We start from the raw sequence: 14830 nt of genomic DNA, 5'->3' as shown, positions 1-14830 counted from the left end.
GGACCTCCTCGGCATCCGGACGATCGGACCCGCAGGTCACAGACCGGATTCCTTGGTGCGCACCAAGATCGCGTTGCATTCGGGGCAGCGCACCACCACGTCGGGCGCAGTCTTCGCGATACGCGCGATCTCACCGCGGTCCAGCTCGATCCGGCACGCGCCGCACTTGCGCGCTTGCAGCAGCGCCGCGCCGACACCGCGTTCGGCCTTCTGCTTGTCGTAGGCGTTCAGCAGCTCCGCGGGGAACAGTCCGACCAGGTTGGAGCGATCGTCCGCGCAGCGCCCCTGCGCCACCTCCAGGTCCGCCAGCGCTTCGTCGCGCAGCCGTTGCGCCTCGGCGAGCTCCTCTTCGGTCTTGCTCAGCCGGGCGCCCGCGTGGTCGTGATCGGAGGCGGACGCCTCGCGGCGCTCCATCACCTCGAGCAGTTCGTCCTCCAGGACGCCGCGCCGCCGCTCCAGACTGCCCAGCTCGTGCTGGAGCTCCGAAAGCTGTTTGGCGTTAACGGAACCGGCCGTCAGCAAGCCGCGGTCGCGCTCCTCGCGCTTGCGGACCGCCTCGATCTCGCCCTCGAGTTTGCGGATGTCGCGATCGAGGTCGTCCAGCACGATCTCCACCGCCACCGCGGCGTCCTTGTGCTTGTTGCGCTCCCCCTCCAGCCGCGCCACCTCCTGCAGCTCGGGCAGCACGGTGCGCCGATGCGCGATCCGCGTCAGTTCGGCGTCGACAGCCGCGAGCTGAAGCAGCTTGGCCTGGATCGGTGGTTCGACATTCAACGCGGACAAACTCCTGAACACTGTGGACGGGCCGGGGGTATCCGCCGGGCGGCGAATGCCAGTGCTCAACCGTACCCCGGCCACGGGGCGGTTGGTTCCGAGACCGGGCCGAGGAATGTGCGGGTCGCGTGGTGCGAGTGCGCGGCCGCCTGATCAGGTCGGACATGCGCGCGTCGCTCAGGAATAACAGCCGGGACCGGCGACATCGCGTGTCGCTCGGCGAGAACACACACCGGTCTGCACGGGCAGTATCTGCTAGTCGACCACAGCAGGAACGACTTCAGCATCGCACCGGGCCTGACCGACGAGATCATCCGGCGACTTCAGGACCGAATCGACGTGGTGAACCGGGAGCGCACGAACGCGTGGTGACGCCCGGTGCACACAGACGGCGTAAATCGTCGGCAAACCGCGCGGTGGCGGCAGTTCAACTTCCGGGCGCGCGGGTCTTGATGGCGTCGCGGGAGATGTAGACGTCGTATTCGCCTGGGGTCGCGATGACGGCGTTGCCGTAGGCGGAGCGAACGAAGGGGTCGGTCCACCACCTTCCGTCGCGCATGTCGGCGAAGAAGCCGGCGTCGTCGCCGTTGAGGAAGATGTGGTTCTGGGTGGTGGCGACGCCGTCGAGGCGCTGGCCGTACAAGCGGCTGACCTTGTAACCGGAGTGGAAGCCGAGGGCGTTCACCCAGGGTTCCAGCTCGACGATGTTGGCTTGCAACACCCACAGATCGCCCTGGACGCGGAACTTCTCGCGGCGCTCCGGATTGTCATCGTCGCCGTAGAGCGTGAGGTCGACTTCGAGCTGATGGTCTTCGCCCGCAACCTCGCTCACCACCACGTGCGCGGCTTTGATCTCGCCGCTCAGTCCGAGGTAGGTCTGCATGAGGGTCGCGACCCACAGCAGCAGCACCGCGACGACGAGGAGCACGAGCCCGCCCGCACCCCGGCCGAGCAGCACCCGCGGACCGACCCTGCGCACCTTCACCAACGCCGAAACGAGCAGCGCGACCGCGATCAGGATCAGCAGGATCAACCCGATCTGCACGATCCCGAAATCCACCGGGTAACTCATGCGGTAGTTGTACCCGCTTCCGGCCCTTCGATTCCCGGGAACGGCGCGGAACTGTCAGTCGGCGGCGGTCACGGTCCACGGGTCGGTGCGGATGGTGGAGACGCGGGTCTCCACGCCGGGAAGCGCCGCGGCGACAATGCCTTCCGCTTGCGCGCACCAGGGGAACTCGGTGGCCCAATGGGCGGCGTCGACGAGAGCGGGCCCGCCTGTGCGCAGGTGTTCGTCGGCGGGGTGGTGGCGCAGGTCGGAGGTGAGGTAGGCGTCGACGCCGAGGCGGGCGGCCTTGGCCAAATAGGAGTCGCCCGCGCCGCCGCACACCGCGACGCGCTCGATCATCCGATCCGGGTCGCCCGCGGCGCGGACGCCCCAGACGGTGGACGGGAGCGCTGCGGAGACGCGAGCGGTGAAGGCGCGCAAGGGTTCCGGTTCGGGCAGGGTTCCGATGCGTCCGATGCCGAGCCCGGACGGCAGGGCGGCGCGCTCGGTGACGTGGTAAGCCGGGTCCTCGTACGGGTGCGCCGCGCGCAGGGCGGCCAGCACCGCGCTGCGGGCGGCGGGCGGTGCGACGACCTCGATGCGATCCTCGTCGACGCGTTCCAGTTCGCCGATCGTGCCGATCGCCGGATTCGCGCCCGGCATGGGACGGAACTGTCCGGTGCTCGGCGCCCAGCTCGCGCAGTCGTGATAGCTGCCGCTACCGCCCGCACCCGCGGCGAACAGGGCGTTCAGCACCGCGTCGGTGTGGGTGCGCGGGACTTGGACGACCCAGTTGTCCACCGCGGCAGTGGGTTTCGGGTCCAGTGGCGCGGTGACCGTCAGACCGATCGCGGCGGCGAGCGCGTCCGAGACGCCGGGGTCGGCGGAGTCGGCGTTGGTATGGGCCGTGAACAGGGCGCAACCGGAACGGATGAGGCGGTGCAGCAGAGCGCCTTTGGCGGTGTCGGCGGCCACGGTGTCGACGCCGCGCAGCAGCAGCGGATGGTGCACCACCAACGCCTGGGCGCGCCAATCGATGGCCTCGTCGACGACCTCGGCGGTCGCGTCCACCGCGAACAACACCCTGGTGACCTCGTCTTCGGGATCACCGCACACCAACCCGACCGAGTCCCACGACTCCGCCAGCTTCGGCGGATACGCCGCGTCCAGCACCCCGATGAGATCCGCCAGCGTCGTCACCATCCGCCTACCCCACTCTCCCGAACTCCCGTCCCGGCGGGCGCCGGTCGCCCTCCATCATCCAGCCTCGGAGTTCGGCGCGGACAACACACCCGATGCTCTGTCCACTCGAACGAGCCGCCTCGTCTCTGCTGAGGAGACCAGGCGTCTCGACTCGAATGCGCTCCAGACGCCTTGTTCTCGAACGAGATGACCCGGCGGTCGCACGAGCGCCGCGTGGAGGCCAGCGCGAATTCCACCATCGACATGTCGAGCGGAGCACACGGCCCGATGGACCGCGATCGGCCGGTTGCCCGCCCCGCGCCGTACACACTCCGGCGAAGACCCGATCAGCTATCGGGGCCGCACGCGGGCTCGCCTGCTAAGCGCGATCGGGCGCGGTGCGGATGGCAGCGCACAAACGGTCCACCGCGGCATCGTCCCGCACCGCCACTCGCAGGTAGTCGGGTCCGAGCCCAGGGAACGTATCGGCCCGGCGCACCGCGATTCCTGAATCGGCGAGGTGCTTGCGCAAGGATTCGCCGTCGGCGACCCGCAGAAGGAGGAACGGCGCGTGCGCGGGCGTGTGGACGTGGACGCCGAGCGCGGTGAGGCGTTCGACCATCGCCGCACGGGCAACACCGAGGACGGTCGCGTGACGCTCGGATTCGGCGACGGCGGAGGGAGAGGCGGTCGCGGCGATCGCCTCGAGCTGGAGGATGCCGAGGGGCCAGTGCGGGCGGCCGTGGTCGAGGCGGGCGAGCACGTCGGGAGCGCCGAGGAAGTAGCCGCAGCGGAGGCCCGCGAGCGCCCAGGTCTTGGTGAGGCTGCGCAGGACGAGGATGTCGGGGGTCGCGGTGGCCGCGAGGGATTCCGGTTCGCCGGGGACGGCGTCGGCGAAGGCCTCGTCGACGACGAGGAGGCGGCCGGGGCGCCGCAAGGCGCGGAGAGTTTCGGCGGGGTGCAGGACCGAGGTCGGGTTGGTCGGGTTGCCGAGGACGACGAGATCGGCCTCCTCCGGCACGGCGAGGGGGTCGAGGGTGTAGGGCGGTTCGAGCAGCACCCGCGTGACGGGGACGTCGGCCTGACGCAGCGCCAGTTCCGGCTCGGTGAACGACGGGTGCACCACCGCCGCGAGACGAGGAGCGATCTTCGGCAGGAGAGCGAACCCTTCGGCCGCGCCCGCGAGCAGCAGCACCTCGTCCGGGCGGCGGCCGTGCCGGGCGGCGACGGCGGCGCGGGCGGCCAGGTCCTCGGCGGCGCTCGGGTAGCGGGCGAGGTCGGTCAGCCGGGCTGCGAGACGTTCGCGCAACCACGACGGCGGCTCGCTGCCCTGCACGTTGACCGCGAAATCGAGCATGCCCGGGCACGCGTCTACGTCGCCGTGATGGCGAAGCAGCGCGGGGTCGACTGTGTCGGAGGGCACGAGATCACACCCTACGTGGCGGGCGTACTGGGTGACCGGCCAGAATGGCTGTCGTGGGTGACCTGCACGTCTCGTTCGTCTGTACCGGCAATATCTGCCGATCGCCGATGGCGGAGAAGATGTTCGCGCACCACTTGCGCCTCGCCGGCTTGGCCGACCGGGTGCGGGTGAGCAGCGCGGGCACCGGCTCCTGGCACGTCGGCGACGACGCCGACCCGCGCACCACCGAGACGCTGCTGAAATACGGCTATCCGGCGGGTCACGTGGCCGCCGTCGTCGGCGCCGATCACCGCGAGGCCGACCTGCTCATCGCGCTGGACACCGGGCACGAGCGGGCACTGGCCCGACTCGGCGTCCCGTCCGATCGCCGCAAGCTGCTGCGCAGTTTCGATCCCGCAGCCGACGGCCCGGACGTGCCCGACCCGTACTACGGCACCGCCGCCGACTTCGAACTCGTCCGCGCGCAGATCGAGGCCGCGATCCCCGGCCTGCTGGACTGGGTGCGCGCGGCGCTGGACCGAGTCGCCGTCGCGGACGGGCGGCCGTGATGCGCCGCCTGGCGTTCCTGCTGCGCCCCAGCTGGCTGATCCTCGCCGCGCTGGTGGCCGCCTTCGCCTACCTGTGCTTCACCGTGCTCGCGCCGTGGCAGCTCGGCAAGAACACCGCCACCGAGCACCGCAACCAACTGATCGCCGACTCGGTGCGCGCCGACCCGGTCGACGTGACCACGGTGCTCGACGCCTCCGGTGCCGAGCACACCGAATGGCGGCGCGTCACGGCCACGGGCAGCTACCTGCCCGATTCGACGGTGCTGGTGCGCCTGCGGCACCTGGACGGCGCGCCCGGCTACGCGGTGCTCGCGGCGTTCCGCTTGGACGACGGGCGCACGTTGCTCGTCGACCGCGGTCTGGTCGCCGGGGTGGACGGATCCTCGCGGCCGCCGCAGATCCCGGAACCACCGGCGGGCCCGCAGCGCCTCGAGGGCCGGGTCCGAATGTCGGAGGGCGTGAGCGCGGACAAGACGCCGCTCACCCAGGACGGCTACCGCCAGGTGTATTCGATCGACACCACGCAGGAATCCGACGTGCTCGGTCAGCCGCTCACCCCGATCCCCGCGGGCGAGCGCGGCGGGTACCTCCAACTCTCGGAGAACCAGCCGGGCGCGTTCACCCCGACCCCGCTCCCCCAGCTCGACGCGGGCCCGTACCTCTCCTACGGGTTGCAGTGGCTGGCCTTCGGCATCATGGCGCCGCTGGGCCTCGGGTACTTCGTCTACGCGGAAATTCGCGAACGCCGCAGGGAGAAAGCCGCGGCTGCGCAGTCGACGCCGACGGAGCCCACGCCGACCGAGCCCACCGCGACCGAATCCACCGCGCCCACTCCGGCCCAGCCGACGACCGAGGCCAGACTCGCCGACCGCTACGGACGCAACCGCTCCTGATCGCGATCGGCATCGCGAGCCGCCACGCTCGCACTCGGCCAGCGCGCCCCGGCCCGCGAAACCCCACCCGGGCCCGCCGACTCCATCCCGCCGTTTCGCCGCGAATTCGTGCAGAACGCATGCGATCACACTGGCGATGCGGCGGCATCGGGTCGGGCCGAGGCGGCTCGGATCACGGTCAGCCGATCCGGATCGGCTCGTTGCCCGCACAGCCGCGCCGAGTCCGGACCGGCGGATCGGCGCACGACGGCGATGTTCAACCCGTTGCGGCGGTATGGACCCGCCCGCGCGCGCGGAGAGGATGCCGAGTCCCGCGTTCTCCCGCCGGTTCAGCACCACGGTCTTGCCACCGTGCGCGCCCAACGACTCTCGCTCGCTAGACGGCTGTGGCGGCCAACGAGTACAGCAGCGGCAAGCGTCGGGAAGGCTCCGGATACCGGAACCGCGGCCCGTCGGCGACGAGCGTTCCGTAGCGCCGGAACGGGATCACGTCGTGCTCGTGCACGAACTCGATGCGCAGCCCGGCGCCCGCGACGGCGCTGACGACATCACCGAGCGTGTGGTGCCACTCGGTGACGGTGTTGTGCGTGGTCTGCGCGTTCCAATCGGCGTAGGAGCCGCGCAATTCGTACGTGCGGGCGTCGCGCGCGAAGTAGTCGCCCGCGACGGTGGTACCGGTGGCGTCGTCGAGGACGTCGGTGACGGGGTGCATTTCGACCAGGTAGAGCCGTCCGCCCGGACGCAACAGACCGGCGACGGTGCGTGCCCAGCGCTGGATATCGGACAGCCACATCAGCGCGCCCATGCCGGTGTAGACCAGGTCGAACGCGGCGGCGCCGAGCACGTCGACGGCGTCGAATACGTCGGCCGAGACGAATGTGGCGCGGTCGGCGAGGCCGATCTCGTCGGCGAGCTCCGCTGCCGCTTCGATCGCCGGTGCCGAGAAGTCCAGACCGCTGACCCGCGCGCCACGCCGTGCCCAGGACAAGGTGTCCAGGCCGATATGGCATTGCAGGTGAACGAGATCGAGACCATCGACGTCACCGACCTCGTCCAGCTGAAACCGATCGAAGTCCTCGTCTCCCGCGCGAAACCCGTCGAGGTCGTAGAACGAACTCGCGGCGTTGATCGGGACACGCTCGTCCCAGTGGCGTTTGTTCTGCTCGACCAGGTCGGCGGCGCTGGTATCGGTCACCCGGCCGATCTTAGGAGGGGCCTCGGGGGCGCGGGCAAGTCATTTTCCGGCGCCCGGCAGCAGGATGGGTCTGGACGAAATCGGATGGTGCGATGAATTTCCGCCGCACCGGCGGTCTACCCAACCGAACACCCATGCCTGTCGCTCGAGGAGGACCCATGCATCCCACATCGACTGCCGCCGCCGTGCGGACGCTCGAAGTTCCCGGTGCGCGCCTGCATTACGAGGTACGCGGCGCGGGACCGCTGATCGTGCTGATCGGCGCGCCGATGGACGCCGCAGCGTTCGCGCCGCTGGCCGATCTGCTCGCCACCGAACACCTGGTGCTCACCACCGATCCGCGCGGCCATCAGGGGAGCGTGCTCGATGACCCGGACCAGGATTCGACGCCCGAGCTGCGCGCCGACGACCTGGCCCGGCTCATCACCCACCTCGACGCGGGCCCCGCCGTGGTGTTCGGCTCGAGCGGGGGTGCGGTGACGACGCTGGCGCTGGCGCAGGACCATCCCGAACTGGTCAGCACCGCGATCGCACATGAACCGCCGCTCCACGCGGTGCTCGATGATCGCGACGCATTACGTCAGGGTGTCGAGGACTTGATCGCCAGCTACCGCAGCGGCGATGTGATCGGCGCGTGGCGACAGTTCTTCGTCAACGCCGATATCTCGATGCCCGAGCCGGTCTTGGCGCAGATGTTCGGCGGCGATCGAGATCCGGCTCAGGTAGCCAGCGAGAGTTACTGGTTCAACCACGAAATCCGCGGCACCACGTCGTGGGAGCCGAACCTCGAGCGGTTGCGCTCGATACCGACGCGCCTGGTGATCGGTATCGGCGAAGAATCCGCCGGGCAGTTCTGCGACCGCTCGTCGCGGGCGCTTGCGGATCTGCTCGACCTCGAACCGACCCTGTTCCCCGGCGATCACACGGGTTTCGCGGGGGCGCCCATGGGTGATCCCGTCGCATTCGACGCCAGATTGCGCGAGGTGCTGACGGGCGCGTGAGCGAACGAACCACAGCGACAGCGCCTTCGCGCACGACCAGCCGAATAGAACAGCCGCTGTGGTGTCCCTCGACTTCTTCGCGGTGACATGCCATCGCTTGCCCCTCGCCGTCGGTAGATCCGACGCCGAGGGGTTTCGGGGTTCGGCCACCGAAGCGGACACGCGAAAGCCACAGCAGCGGAAAGTCGGCGTACGGCCGAGCACCCAGAACTCAGCGCGAGAGCCGCCGAAGCAGCGTCGGCAGACCCCATGCCGCCCCCGCCGCGAACACCACCGCCCCAACCTGAACGGCCTCCGACATCCGCACCGCCCGGCGCAGATCCGGAACGGTCGGCGCGGGCCCGTCGCCGAGTGTGGGCCGCAGTTCCGTCCCGTACCGGTACTGCGTGCGCCCGCCGAGCCGAACCCCGAGCGCACCCGCCATCGCGGCCTCGACGACGCCCGCGTTCGGGCTGGGATGTCTTGCCGCGTCGCGCCACCAAGCGCGCAGCACCGCGCCGGGGCGTCCGCCGACCAATGGCGCGAGCCCTGCGGTGAGCAGTCCGCTGACGCGGGCGGGAGCTAGATTCGCGACGTCGTCGAGCCGGGCGGCCGCCCAGCCGAAGCGGTGGTAGCGGTCGTTTCGGTAACCGACCATCGCGTCGAGGGTGTTGATCGCCCGATAGCCGAGCAGACCGGGCACGCCGGCCACCGCGCCCCAGAACAACGGTGCGACGGTGGCGTCGGAGGTGTTCTCGGCGATGGATTCCAGTGCGGCGCGGGCCAATCCGTCGGCGTCGAGCACCGACGGGTCTCGCCCGCACAGCGAGGGCAGTAGCGCGCGGGCCGCGGTCAGATCGCCCGACTCCAGATGATCGGCCATGGCGCGACCGGCGGCCGCCAGGCTGCGTCCGCCGAGCACGGTCCAGGTGGCGAGCGCGGTGGCGACGAGGCCGCCCCGCCGCGCCGCGAGCCCGAGACCGACCACGGCCCCGACCGCGACCGCCTCGTGCAACACCCCCGCCGTCCGTCGATCGGCGTAGGTCAGGGATTCGAGCGCGCTTGCCGCCGAACCGAATCCGGCCACCGGATGCCACCGGCGCGGGTCGCCGAACGCGCGATCCAGCGCGAAGCCGAGCAGCAGACCGCCACCGGCCGAGATCCCCGTGTGCACCTGGCGAGAGTAGCGGGCGCACGACCGCAGCGACCGCCGGGATGTCACACTCAGTGGTCCTGCCTCGTCATACCGATGACGCCCGCTACGACCCCGCCACGGGGCCGCCCGACCGAACGGTGGTTGCAGTGACAGCCGAGAAGCCCGAGCCCCTCGACGCCGCCGAGCTGGCGCGCCGCTTCGAGGAGCATCGGCCGTATCTGCGCAGGCTCGCCTACAGCACGCTGGGCAGCCTCGCCGACGCGGACGACGTGGTGCAGGAGGCCTGGCTGCGGTTGCAGCGCCAGCACGAGGCAGGGACCGCGGCCGAGATCGACAACCTGCGCGCCTGGCTGACCACCGTGACCGGCCGGTTGGCGCTCGACCAGCTCGGCTCGGCCCGCGCCCGCCGCGAACAGTACGTCGGGGACTGGCTGCCCGAGCCGGAGGTCACCACCGTGGACGATCCGGCCGATCGGATCACCCAGGACGAGCGGGTCACCACCGCGCTGCTCGTCGTGCTGGAATCCCTCTCCCCCGCCGAGCGCACCGCGTTCGTCCTGCAAGACGTGTTCGGGATGAGCGGTCCGGAGGTCGCCGAGGTGGTGGGGCGCACCCCGGCCGCGGTCCGTCAGCTCGCCTCGCGCGCCCGCAAACGGGTCGAGGACGGAACGCCCCGCTTCCCCGCCTCGCCCGACGAGCAGGAGAAAGTGGTGTCGGCGTTCGCGGTGGCGTGGCGGTCCGGGGATCTCAGCGCACTGCTCGGCGTACTCGACGCCAACGTCAGCCTGACCGCCGACGGCGGCGGCAAGGTGCCCGCCATCCGCAAGGGCGTGCGGGGCGCCGAGCTGGTGGCGAAGCTGCTGCTCGGTTGGTACAACGCGCCGTCCGCGCGCGGGGCGTGGGGCCGCTCGGTGCTGGTCAACGGCCAGCCCGGCCTGGTCGTCTTCGACGGCGCCCACACCGGCGTCTTCTCCTTCACCGTCGACGAGGGCCGCATCGTCGCGCTGCACATCGTCCGCAACCCGGACAAGCTGCGCGAACTCCCGGCAACCGACACCCCCGATTGGTTCCTCGGCCCGGACCAGAGCTAGCCGCGGGTGGTCCCACACAGTCGCCGCACGCCTCGCATAGGCATCGACTCTGTGAGGCGTGCGGCCGATGTGTGGGAGCGGGCCGCCGGTGCATTCGTGCGCGTGCACCGTGCGGGTGGTGCGGGAGTGGCACTGCTTTTTCTCTCGGTCAGCCGGCGAGGCCGACCGTCGGCGTGACGGGATAGCCGTGGGCCGCCGCGACTTCGGCGGAAAGCAAGCGTCCACCATCGGCGGCAAGGCCGTGGGCGAGGTCGGGGTGGGTGGTGCACGCGTCGCGCCATCCCTGGTCGGCGATGGCGCGCACGTACGGGAGGGTGGCGTTGGTCAGGGCGACGGTGGCGGTGTGCGGGACCGCGCCCGGCATGTTCGCGACGCAGTAGTACAGCGCGTCCGCCACCCGGAAGGTCGGATCCGCGTGCGTGGTCGGCCGCGAACCCGCGAAGCAGCCGCCCTGATCGATGGCGATGTCGACCAGCACCGTGCCGGGCCGCATCGCCGCGACCATCTCCTCGCTGACCAGCTTCGGGGCGCGCGCACCCGGCACGAGCACCGACCCGATGACCAGATCGGCGCCGAGCACCGCGCGCTCGACCTCGGCGGCATTCGACGCCACCGTGGTGATCCGCCCCTGGAACCGCTCGTCGAGTTCGCGCAGCTTCACCAGGTTGGTGTCGAGCACGCTGACCCGCGCGCCCATCCCCGCGGCCATGGTCGCGGCGTTGGTCCCCGCCACGCCGCCACCGAGGACGACCACCTCGGCGGGCCGCACGCCGGGCACTCCGCCGAGCAGCACGCCGGACCCGCCGAGCGGCGCCATCAGGTGATACGCGCCGACCTGCGGACCCAACCTGCCCGCGACCTCGCTCATCGGCGCGAGCAATGGCAACGAGCCGTCGGCGGCGCGCACCGTTTCGTAGGCGAGGGCCGTGATGCCGGAGCGCAGAATGGCCTCGGTGCAGTCCCGCGAGGCGGCCAAGTGCAGGTAGGTGAACAGCACATGGTCGCGGCGCATCCGCGGGTACTCCTGCGCGATCGGCTCTTTCACCTTCAGGATCAACTCGGCGTCCGCCCACACCGCGTCGGGTCCGTCCACCAGGGTGACTCCCGCGTCGGCATAGTGCCGATCGGCGAACCCCGACCCGACGCCCGCGCCCGATTCGAACAGCACCCGGTGCCCGTGCCGAACCAACTCCCCGGCACCCGCGGGCGTGAGCGCGACCCGGAATTCTTGCTCCTTGACCTCCCGCGGCACTCCGATCCTCATATCGCCATCGTGGCCCACCCGCGGACGGTTCGCCACGACGGCGCGCATAGCCGGGCGGAGAAGTTCCGTCCGACACGCCCGGAACCGCGGCTCCGCACGCCATCGCGACCCCACGGCCGAAAATTGTTCGCCGTCCGATCAACGGGCGGCCACGGCTCCCGCTACCGAAGGAGGGGTCAGCGGATCGCCGGGACGGCAGGCAGCGCGGCCGGGCAGACCGGAATGCCGACGCACACACCGCCACCACCGGGGTACGGATCGACCGGCGCGGTCGGCACGGAGGGCACGGTCGGCACCGATGGCGGCGACGGCACGGGCGGATCGGATCGGCGGGCAACCGGCCCGGAACCCGCCGCAACCGCCGCCACCGGAGTTGGGATCGACGGGGACCGTCGGGACCGGCGGCGTGGTCGGATCGACCGGCGGGCACCCGGCCCGGAACCCAACACATCCGCCGCCACCGGAGTTGGGATCGACGGGGACCGTCGGGACCGGCGGCGTGGTCGGATCGACCGGCGGGCAACCGGCCGGGAACCCGACACATCCGCCACCACCGGGATTCGGATCGACCGCGGCCGTCGACGTGGACGGGATGCTGCCCGAGGACGATCCACTTCAGACGCTGATGACCTCCCCGGTGACCGGAACGCGCAACCGATCGGCCAGACCCGCGTACCCGAAAACTCGCGCCAGGTAGTCGAGCGTTTCCGTGAAGTGCGCCCACCCTTCCGCGTGCACCGGAACGATCACCGCTTCGCCGAGCAACTTCGCCGCCCGCACCGCGGTCCGCGCGTTCAGGGTCAGGTCGCTGTCGCCGAACCGTCCGACGTTCGCCGCCCCGACGTTCAGCAACGCGATGTCGATCCGCGGGAACCGCTGCGCGATCTCGGCGACCACGTCCACCGACGCGTTGTCGCCGGATACGTAGATGGTCGGTTCCCCCGCGGCCTCCAGCACGAAACCGGTGACCGGCCCGCTCAGCGGCTCGCATCCTTCCGGCCCGTGCAGCGCGGGCACGCCGGTGACGGTAACCGCGCCGACCCGGAAGCTCTCCCAATTGCGCAGGCCCCGGACGCCATTCATTCGGGTGGCCGCTTCGGTGGTGGAGAGCACCGTGTCGACGGTGGCCAGGAAGGCACGCCCCGCGGTGTCCAGGTTGTCGGCGTGCTGATCGTGCGAGAGCAGCACGACGTCGACCGGGCCGACCTCCTCGACCGGCACGGCGGGGCCGGTCAGCTTGTGCAGGGTGACCAGGCCCGGGTAGTCGCCGGGTTCGTCGAAGGTGGGATCGGTCAGCCAGACGCTACCGCCGTAGCGGAAGCGGATGGTCGGGCCGCCGATGTGCAGGACTTCCAGGGCGGTGCGTTCGATCGTTTCGGTCATGACGTCGATCGTCGCCGCCGGACGATCGCGCAAACAGTGGCCCGCGAGCCGTGTACCGCTAATATCGGGCCATGCATACGGTGACCGTGCTCGCCTACGACGGGATCAGTCCCTTCCACCTCTCCGTACCCGGTCTGGTCTTCGGCCGGGTCGGCGCGGGCGGACGGGCGCCGTACACGGTGGGGGTCTGCGCCGAACATCCCGGAATCCTGCGCACTCCAGGCGGTTTCGACATCCACGTCGCCGACGGCCTCGCCGCCTTCGAGCGCGCCGACACCGTCGTCGTGCCCAGTTGGACGCGCGGCGCGGGCATCTCCGAGGACCTGCGGGACGCGCTACAGCAGGCGCACGCGCGCGGTGCCCGGATCGTCGGCCTGTGCCTCGGCGCCTGGGCGATCGCCGCGAGCGGTCTCGTCGACGGCCGGGAAATCACCACGCACTGGGCCACGGCCGCCGACCTGGCACGCGCCTATCCCGCGGTGCGGGTGCGCGCCGACACGCTGTGGTCCGATCTGGGCGACGTCATCACCTCCGCGGGCGTGGCCGCGGCACTGGACTGCTGCCTGCACCTGGTCCGGGAGGATCACGGCAGCCGCGCCGCCACCGAGCTGGCCAGGGCGCTGGTCACCGCGCCGCACCGCAGCGGATCACAAGCGCAGTACATCCCGGTGGCCGTACCCGACCAAGCCGAGAACGATCCGATCGAGCGCGCCATGGTCTGGGCGCGAACGCATCTCGGCGACCCGATCGATCTGGACGCGTGGGCAGCGGTCGCGGTGATGGCGCGGCGGACCTTCACCCGGCGTTTCCGCGAACGCACCGGAAGCAGCCCGCAGCAGTGGTTGCTGCACCAGCGCGCCGACCGCGCCCGGCTGCTCCTCGAGTCCACCGACGACACCGTGGACCGCATCGCCGCCGAGACCGGCTTCGGGACCGCGGTGAGCCTGCGCCACCACTTCCGCCGCCTGCTCGGCGCCAGTCCCGCCGCACACCGCGCCCTCTTCCGCGCCGCGGCCGACGCCCCCGTGCGCGACGGTGGGCGTCGCGCGGCTACGTTGCCAGCATGAGGATTGAGGTCGGCGGTTTCGCGCCGGAGATCGATGAGAGCGCCTGGCTCGCCCCCAACGCCACGGTGATCGGGCGCGTGCGACTCGGCGCCGAGGTGAGCGTGTGGTACAGCGCGGTGCTGCGCGGCGACTTGGAACAAATCACCGTCGGCGCGCGCACCAACATCCAGGACGGCTGCGTGCTGCACGCCGACCCCGGTTTCCCGCTGACCGTCGGCAGCGGAGTGTCGGTGGGACACAACGCGATTCTGCACGGATGCACCGTCGGCGACGACGTGCTCGTCGGCATGGGCGCCACGGTGCTCAACGGCGCGGTGATCGGCGCGGGCAGCTTGATCGCCGCCAACGCGCTGATTCCCGAGGGCGCGCAGATCCCGCCCGGCTCGCTCGTGGCCGGTGTGCCCGGCAAGGTGCGCCGCGAACTGAGCGAGGCGGAGCAGGACGGCATCCGGCTCAACGGCGCGGTCTACCTACACAACATGGCCAACCACCGCAGCGCGAAAGTGCTGTGATACAGCACACACTGATCAAGTGTCCAGCAAGAACGGCTGATAGCATTTTGCCTGCATGCTCGGCGTGCGGCGGCTCGACGAGACCGTCGGCACGGCGAGCGTGATGCGTGACAGGCAGGAGGTATCACGGTGTCGTACTCGAGTATGCACCGGCCGAAGGGGCGGATCAGCGTGGCCGACATCGCGGCCCAACCGGGCGGGATCGAGGCGCTTCATCGTCGCGTCCACGAATTGCGTTCCCGCGGGGTGGATTTCGCCGCGAACGCGATCGAGAAGGAAATGGCGGATTTGGATCTGCCCCGGCAGTGACCCCG

The 14830-nt window shown here is 70.8% G+C and carries 16 protein-coding genes; 7 read left to right on the top strand and 9 right to left on the bottom strand.

The window, feature by feature from the left end; translation table 11 throughout:
* Positions 1 to 36 precede the first annotated feature (36 nt).
* The 4 genes from AB0H49_RS24380 to cobC all read right to left on the bottom strand — a co-directional run bounded on the left by AB0H49_RS24380 (position 37) and on the right by cobC (position 4427).
* Entirely contained in the window at positions 37 to 774 is a 738-nt protein-coding gene (locus AB0H49_RS24380) for a C4-type zinc ribbon domain-containing protein (protein WP_357254609.1), read from the bottom strand.
* 427 nt (positions 775 to 1201) lie between these two features.
* On the bottom strand, positions 1202 to 1846 hold the full coding sequence (locus AB0H49_RS24375) for a hypothetical protein (protein WP_357254607.1): 645 nt from the start codon (positions 1844 to 1846) through the stop codon (positions 1202 to 1204).
* Positions 1847 to 1900: 54 nt separating this feature from the next.
* Entirely contained in the window at positions 1901 to 3025 is a 1125-nt protein-coding gene (locus AB0H49_RS24370; RefSeq protein ID WP_357254605.1) for a Nif3-like dinuclear metal center hexameric protein, read from the bottom strand.
* A 358-nt stretch (positions 3026 to 3383) separates the two neighbouring features.
* A complete protein-coding gene (gene cobC / locus AB0H49_RS24365) occupies positions 3384 to 4427 on the bottom strand; it encodes an Rv2231c family pyridoxal phosphate-dependent protein CobC (RefSeq protein WP_357254603.1) in 1044 nt (347 codons plus the stop codon).
* A 44-nt stretch (positions 4428 to 4471) separates the two neighbouring features.
* On the opposite strand from cobC, the gene AB0H49_RS24360 reads away from it, so the two are divergent.
* Both AB0H49_RS24360 and AB0H49_RS24355 read left to right on the top strand, forming a co-directional pair.
* Positions 4472 to 4975 carry a low molecular weight protein-tyrosine-phosphatase gene (locus AB0H49_RS24360; protein ID WP_355000636.1) on the top strand — a complete coding sequence of 168 codons (504 nt, stop codon included), beginning with the start codon at positions 4472 to 4474 and terminating at the stop codon, positions 4973 to 4975.
* On the top strand, positions 4975 to 5868 hold the full coding sequence (locus AB0H49_RS24355) for an SURF1 family protein (protein WP_357254847.1): 894 nt from the start codon (positions 4975 to 4977) through the stop codon (positions 5866 to 5868). Before AB0H49_RS24360 ends, AB0H49_RS24355 begins: the two co-directional genes overlap by 1 nt.
* A gap of 376 nt (positions 5869 to 6244) precedes the next feature.
* On the opposite strand, the gene AB0H49_RS24350 is transcribed toward AB0H49_RS24355, so the two are convergent.
* On the bottom strand, positions 6245 to 7063 hold the full coding sequence (locus AB0H49_RS24350) for a class I SAM-dependent methyltransferase (protein ID WP_357254601.1): 819 nt from the start codon (positions 7061 to 7063) through the stop codon (positions 6245 to 6247).
* Positions 7064 to 7221: 158 nt separating this feature from the next.
* On the opposite strand from AB0H49_RS24350, the gene AB0H49_RS24345 reads away from it, so the two are divergent.
* Positions 7222 to 8064 carry an alpha/beta hydrolase gene (locus tag AB0H49_RS24345; RefSeq protein ID WP_357254599.1) on the top strand — a complete coding sequence of 281 codons (843 nt, stop codon included), beginning with the start codon at positions 7222 to 7224 and terminating at the stop codon, positions 8062 to 8064.
* Positions 8065 to 8275: 211 nt separating this feature from the next.
* Here AB0H49_RS24345 and AB0H49_RS24340 read toward each other — a convergent pair whose 3' ends face one another.
* Complete coding sequence (locus tag AB0H49_RS24340) at positions 8276 to 9217, bottom strand: cobalamin biosynthesis protein (RefSeq protein WP_357254597.1); 942 nt, start codon at positions 9215 to 9217, stop codon at positions 8276 to 8278.
* A gap of 128 nt (positions 9218 to 9345) precedes the next feature.
* Here AB0H49_RS24340 and sigJ point away from each other — a divergent pair, with 128 nt between their 5' ends.
* Entirely contained in the window at positions 9346 to 10290 is a 945-nt protein-coding gene (gene sigJ, locus AB0H49_RS24335) for an RNA polymerase sigma factor SigJ (RefSeq protein ID WP_357254595.1), read from the top strand.
* Positions 10291 to 10438: 148 nt separating this feature from the next.
* Here sigJ and ald read toward each other — a convergent pair whose 3' ends face one another.
* From ald to AB0H49_RS24320, 3 genes are all read right to left on the bottom strand, one after another.
* A complete protein-coding gene (gene ald / locus AB0H49_RS24330; RefSeq protein WP_357254593.1) occupies positions 10439 to 11554 on the bottom strand; it encodes an alanine dehydrogenase in 1116 nt (371 codons plus the stop codon).
* A 176-nt stretch (positions 11555 to 11730) separates the two neighbouring features.
* Positions 11731 to 11868, bottom strand: a complete 138-nt coding sequence (locus AB0H49_RS24325; RefSeq protein ID WP_357254591.1) for a hypothetical protein — start codon at positions 11866 to 11868, stop codon at positions 11731 to 11733.
* A gap of 301 nt (positions 11869 to 12169) precedes the next feature.
* Positions 12170 to 12937, bottom strand: coding sequence for an MBL fold metallo-hydrolase (locus tag AB0H49_RS24320; protein WP_357254589.1), 768 nt, complete (start codon positions 12935 to 12937; stop codon positions 12170 to 12172).
* Between the two features lie 71 nt (positions 12938 to 13008).
* Here AB0H49_RS24320 and AB0H49_RS24315 point away from each other — a divergent pair, with 71 nt between their 5' ends.
* From AB0H49_RS24315 to AB0H49_RS24305, 3 genes are all read left to right on the top strand, one after another.
* A complete protein-coding gene (locus AB0H49_RS24315; RefSeq protein WP_355000647.1) occupies positions 13009 to 14004 on the top strand; it encodes a helix-turn-helix domain-containing protein in 996 nt (331 codons plus the stop codon).
* Positions 14001 to 14516, top strand: coding sequence for a gamma carbonic anhydrase family protein (locus AB0H49_RS24310; protein ID WP_141812470.1), 516 nt, complete (start codon positions 14001 to 14003; stop codon positions 14514 to 14516). The genes AB0H49_RS24315 and AB0H49_RS24310 overlap by 4 nt, the downstream gene beginning before the upstream one ends.
* 171 nt (positions 14517 to 14687) lie before the next feature.
* Positions 14688 to 14825, top strand: coding sequence for a hypothetical protein (locus tag AB0H49_RS24305; protein ID WP_245910181.1), 138 nt, complete (start codon positions 14688 to 14690; stop codon positions 14823 to 14825).
* The last annotated feature ends 5 nt before the right edge of the window (positions 14826 to 14830 follow it).

The organism is Nocardia sp. NPDC050713 (genome assembly GCF_040654315.1).
GTDB lineage: Bacteria > Actinomycetota > Actinomycetes > Mycobacteriales > Mycobacteriaceae > Nocardia.
This window is presented reverse-complemented; position numbering and strand designations above follow the sequence as displayed.